The sequence below is a fragment of the Cysteiniphilum litorale genome, from assembly GCF_003428165.1.
GTDB lineage: Bacteria > Pseudomonadota > Gammaproteobacteria > Francisellales > Francisellaceae > Caedibacter > Caedibacter litoralis.
On the sequence record NZ_QLIQ01000090.1, the window covers coordinates 1 to 3,468 of the forward strand.

Genomic DNA, 3,468 nt, shown 5'->3' on the forward strand with positions numbered 1-3,468 from the left:
ACTTTAAACTCTGACGAGTAACTTGCTCTTTTTGTGCTCACAAATACGCCCTCTATTCATTTTACTTTCAACAATATATCGGAAATGAATTTCAAAAGATACTGTTTAAATTTCTTGGGGTATTATATTTGCATCATGATGAATTTTTCACTGGTGAACCATCGTTTGATAAAAGATATTTGCGATGAGGGGTTGTGCTTTTGATCCATTTCATTGGTTGACATATCTTGAATGACTAATGAATCTTTTTGAAGTGCTGAGGATGTATTAGCCATTATGCCTTTTGCTATTTCTATCTCAATAGCTTCGGGGATGGGAGGTTTATTTATTACGTCGGGTTTAAAAGAGGTATGGTTTAGCTTTTTATCTATCTCAGTAAGTTGCTTTTTAAGGTAAATAATCGCTACCGTATTCACCCAAACCATAATAAGACTAACAAATATAAAGCAAGCAAGTAGACCAAACAAAAATAACTCATTCATCATCATTACCCCAGTTAAGATTGATCGCACACATGTTGAGTATAGCCAAAGAAATAATGATGGTTTGCAATTATCAACTATACTCAATCTAAGAATGACTAGATGGAGCTTAAACAAAACAATGGATATAAGAAATAAGACCTCTTTTTATAGTTGCCTCTGTGTGATGTTAGCCTTGGTTGAATCTGCTATTGCAGCAAATGTTGTCGATAATCATGACCAAGATGATTTGCATCCTACGATGGCATTGCATAATTCAGATAATCGACTGGATAATCACTGGTACTTTGGTCCAACGCTAGAGGCGCGCTATACCCATAGTCGTTTGAATCTTTTTAATGTTGTTGGCACGGCAACAACATCTGAATGGATGGGTGGCGCTATTTTTGGTGTGATTAGCACTTATAATCATTGGCAAGCGCATTGGTATATTCATGGCGCGGCAGGAACAGGGCGCGTTAATCTGCGCGCAAATGATTATAATATTGATCAACATACCAATCTTCAACACTACTTTGCAACCTCAACTTTAAGTTTTGGTTATGAGTTTATTCAGGGGCGATTTCATATCACCCCAGGTGTTTATACTACGGCAAATTACTCAAAATATCGGACGACAGAGCCGATGATGTTGGCATTGGTCAATACCAGTGGCACCAATCAAGATGATCTATATCTACATGCTGGGGTATTGCAGTCAAGTACATTTCATTTTAATCGTCATTTTTCAATCTCAAGCCGTGCTGAGCTTGGTTATATCTATTACAACAATACGCAAGTGGATTTTTATCAAGCCAATGGCTTAGCCACGTTGTCACAAAACACCACGAATCATGGTGGATTATATTCACTATTAGGCCTTGGCTTTAATTTTGATAGCAGTTATGGGCGCTTTATTATCGCGCCATGGGCAAGCTATATTTATGTTCCTGCGAAAAACCATAGCATTAATAGCAATATCAGTGCTGTTGGCTTAAAGCTTTTGTATCTTATGTAGTACAATGATTAGCAAGAGTGTACTGCTGGAATAACAAGCTTTTGACCTACACGGATCTTAGATGGGTTAGTGATGTTATTTTCTTTAGCAATGCAGTTAGCGCCTTTAGTTTTTGATAAGCCATGTGCTACAGCGATATCATATAATGTATCACCTTTTTTCACAGTATATGTTGCATTACCAATAGCTGTTGGTGCTTCAGCTGCAGCTGGCTGATTATGCATTACAGGTTGCTCTTGACCGATTGCATTATTCTCTTCATTTGAGAAATAATTGCTTGGACCCATTGGGATCGTATAAGTCAAGCCAACAGAAGCTGTTGCTTGCCCCATGCTATGACCACCTTGTGGTAACCAGTTGTATTGGTATTGTGCAAATACGTTCATTGTGCGAGACAATTGGTAACCAGCACCCACTGCAACAACAGGTCTGAAGATTTTGCTATAGTTATCATTGGCGCCAACACGGTTCCATGCATAACCTGCTTTACCAAAGACATTAAACTGTTTGTTGCTACCAAAGTAGTACTTACCAACTAAGAATAATGGCACATTCCAAACATTGATTTTGTTACCTGCTGTTTTTGATACTTGGTTTGCATATTGCAAATCCATTTCAGCACCAACACTAACGCTGCGATTTAAAGCGTAGTCATAACCAACTAAACCGCCGAAAGCTACACCACCTTTGTGGTTTGCAAAACCATTTTGTGCAAATGAGTAACCAACGTTGCCACCAACGACTAAACCACTTTGCGCGCCAGCATTTGCTGCAGAGATGCTTAATAATGCAATCGCTGATAAGCCAATTATTTTGTTCATTTTTGTCATGAGATAAACCCCCTATAGATTTGTTTTGTACCAAAGACCTATTTTTGGTTCGCGCAAATTAACGTAAAAATTTGGAAAAATCAAATACGATACGCTTATTTCTATTAACATTTCGCTTATTATGATAATCCTTAGCTATAATTGCCAAGGAGTTGATGGAAAGATAAAAAGGAAATTGTTATGCCTCTCATTCAAATATATTTTGGTCGCAAATATCATCCCGTTAGTTATGGTATTCGTTGGGTAACACGTTCACATTTCTCACATGTCGAATTACAAGTGGATGATGATTGCTATAGCAGTAATGGTTCATTAGGTGTTTATAAGCGTAGCTATGATGACTTACGAAAATCTCAAGATATGCTAGAAACTTGGCGTACAGAAATCAGTGACGCACAAAAAAGCGATCTGATGAGTTTTTTAAATAGCCAACTTGGCAAGAAATATGATTACTCATCGGCATTGGGTCTTGGCTTGTGGCGTCGTGACTGGATCGATGAGCATGATAAGTGGTTCTGCTCCGAGCTTATTGATGCCGCATTTAAAGCAGCAAAATCACCGCTAACCAACAGTGACTTTGCTTCACACCGTTTAACGCCGAATGATTTAAGAACCTCATTGGCAATTAAGCGTGAAAAGCTTGAGAAAAATATTCACAACAAGAGTTGGTGGCAGAAATTAAAATTTTTTTAAAGCAATATCCGTATGTTACGTATTCTCATAGGGAGGAGTTACTTGCGTCATAAAAAATTATGAAGGCGTAAAAGAAATAACTACCAATAAATAAATTACCAATTACAATGATAATACTTGATTATTAAATGCGATGGGTTTCGCCCAAAAAAGCTAATTGCTCCCTGAGCGTAAGTCAAAGGGAGTGCTAATAAATTTGACATGTAAGTACCTAAACAGTAGTTTCTTGGTAATAATGGATATTCGGGTCAAGCCAGAGAATCTAAAAAACACCTGATAATATTTGCATAGGTACTTATACGGGCTTCGACTTATGCTCAGCCAGTGACTGAGTGTTGATACCCAACTTGGTAAGCAAAATTTCTGAAACGTAGACAGCATAAGGCATTGAGCCATACACAAAGTTGAGTTAAGGCACTACAGATTTTTTGTGTTTTTTTTGATTTTTTGATTTTTTGTGAAGACG

4 protein-coding genes are annotated in these 3,468 nt (G+C 37.6%); 2 read left to right on the forward strand and 2 right to left on the reverse strand.

Features of this window, described 5'->3' with window-relative positions; all coding sequences use genetic code 11:
• Window positions 1-122: 122 nt before the first annotated feature.
• Window positions 123-485 carry a hypothetical protein gene (locus tag DNJ75_RS14420; RefSeq protein WP_117004135.1) on the reverse strand — a complete coding sequence of 121 codons (363 nt, stop codon included), beginning with the start codon at window positions 483-485 and terminating at the stop codon, window positions 123-125.
• A gap of 118 nt (window positions 486-603) precedes the next feature.
• On the opposite strand from DNJ75_RS14420, the gene DNJ75_RS14425 reads away from it, so the two are divergent.
• The gene (locus tag DNJ75_RS14425; protein ID WP_117004136.1) at window positions 604-1,479 is read left to right on the forward strand and encodes a hypothetical protein; all 876 of its coding nucleotides are present in this window, start codon (window positions 604-606) and stop codon (window positions 1,477-1,479) included.
• 8 nt (window positions 1,480-1,487) lie between these two features.
• Here the strand turns inward: DNJ75_RS14425 and DNJ75_RS14430 are convergent, their stop codons facing one another.
• The gene (locus tag DNJ75_RS14430) at window positions 1,488-2,309 is read right to left on the reverse strand and encodes an outer membrane beta-barrel protein (RefSeq protein WP_206609122.1); all 822 of its coding nucleotides are present in this window, start codon (window positions 2,307-2,309) and stop codon (window positions 1,488-1,490) included.
• Window positions 2,310-2,489: 180 nt separating this feature from the next.
• Here DNJ75_RS14430 and DNJ75_RS14435 point away from each other — a divergent pair, with 180 nt between their 5' ends.
• Window positions 2,490-3,002 carry a C40 family peptidase gene (locus DNJ75_RS14435; RefSeq protein WP_117004137.1) on the forward strand — a complete coding sequence of 171 codons (513 nt, stop codon included), beginning with the start codon at window positions 2,490-2,492 and terminating at the stop codon, window positions 3,000-3,002.
• Window positions 3,003-3,468: the final 466 nt, after the last annotated feature.

What these genes read in the sequence shown, in the direction of transcription:
- DNJ75_RS14425 (WP_117004136.1), top strand. Translation starts at nt 604, where the DNA reads ATGGATATAAGAAATAAGACCTCTTTTTATAGTTGCCTCTGTGTGATG.
- DNJ75_RS14420 (WP_117004135.1), bottom strand. Translation starts at nt 485, where the DNA reads ATGATGAATGAGTTATTTTTGTTTGGTCTACTTGCTTGCTTTATATTT.
- DNJ75_RS14435 (WP_117004137.1), top strand. Translation starts at nt 2,490, where the DNA reads ATGCCTCTCATTCAAATATATTTTGGTCGCAAATATCATCCCGTTAGT.
- DNJ75_RS14430 (WP_206609122.1), bottom strand. Translation starts at nt 2,309, where the DNA reads ATGACAAAAATGAACAAAATAATTGGCTTATCAGCGATTGCATTATTA.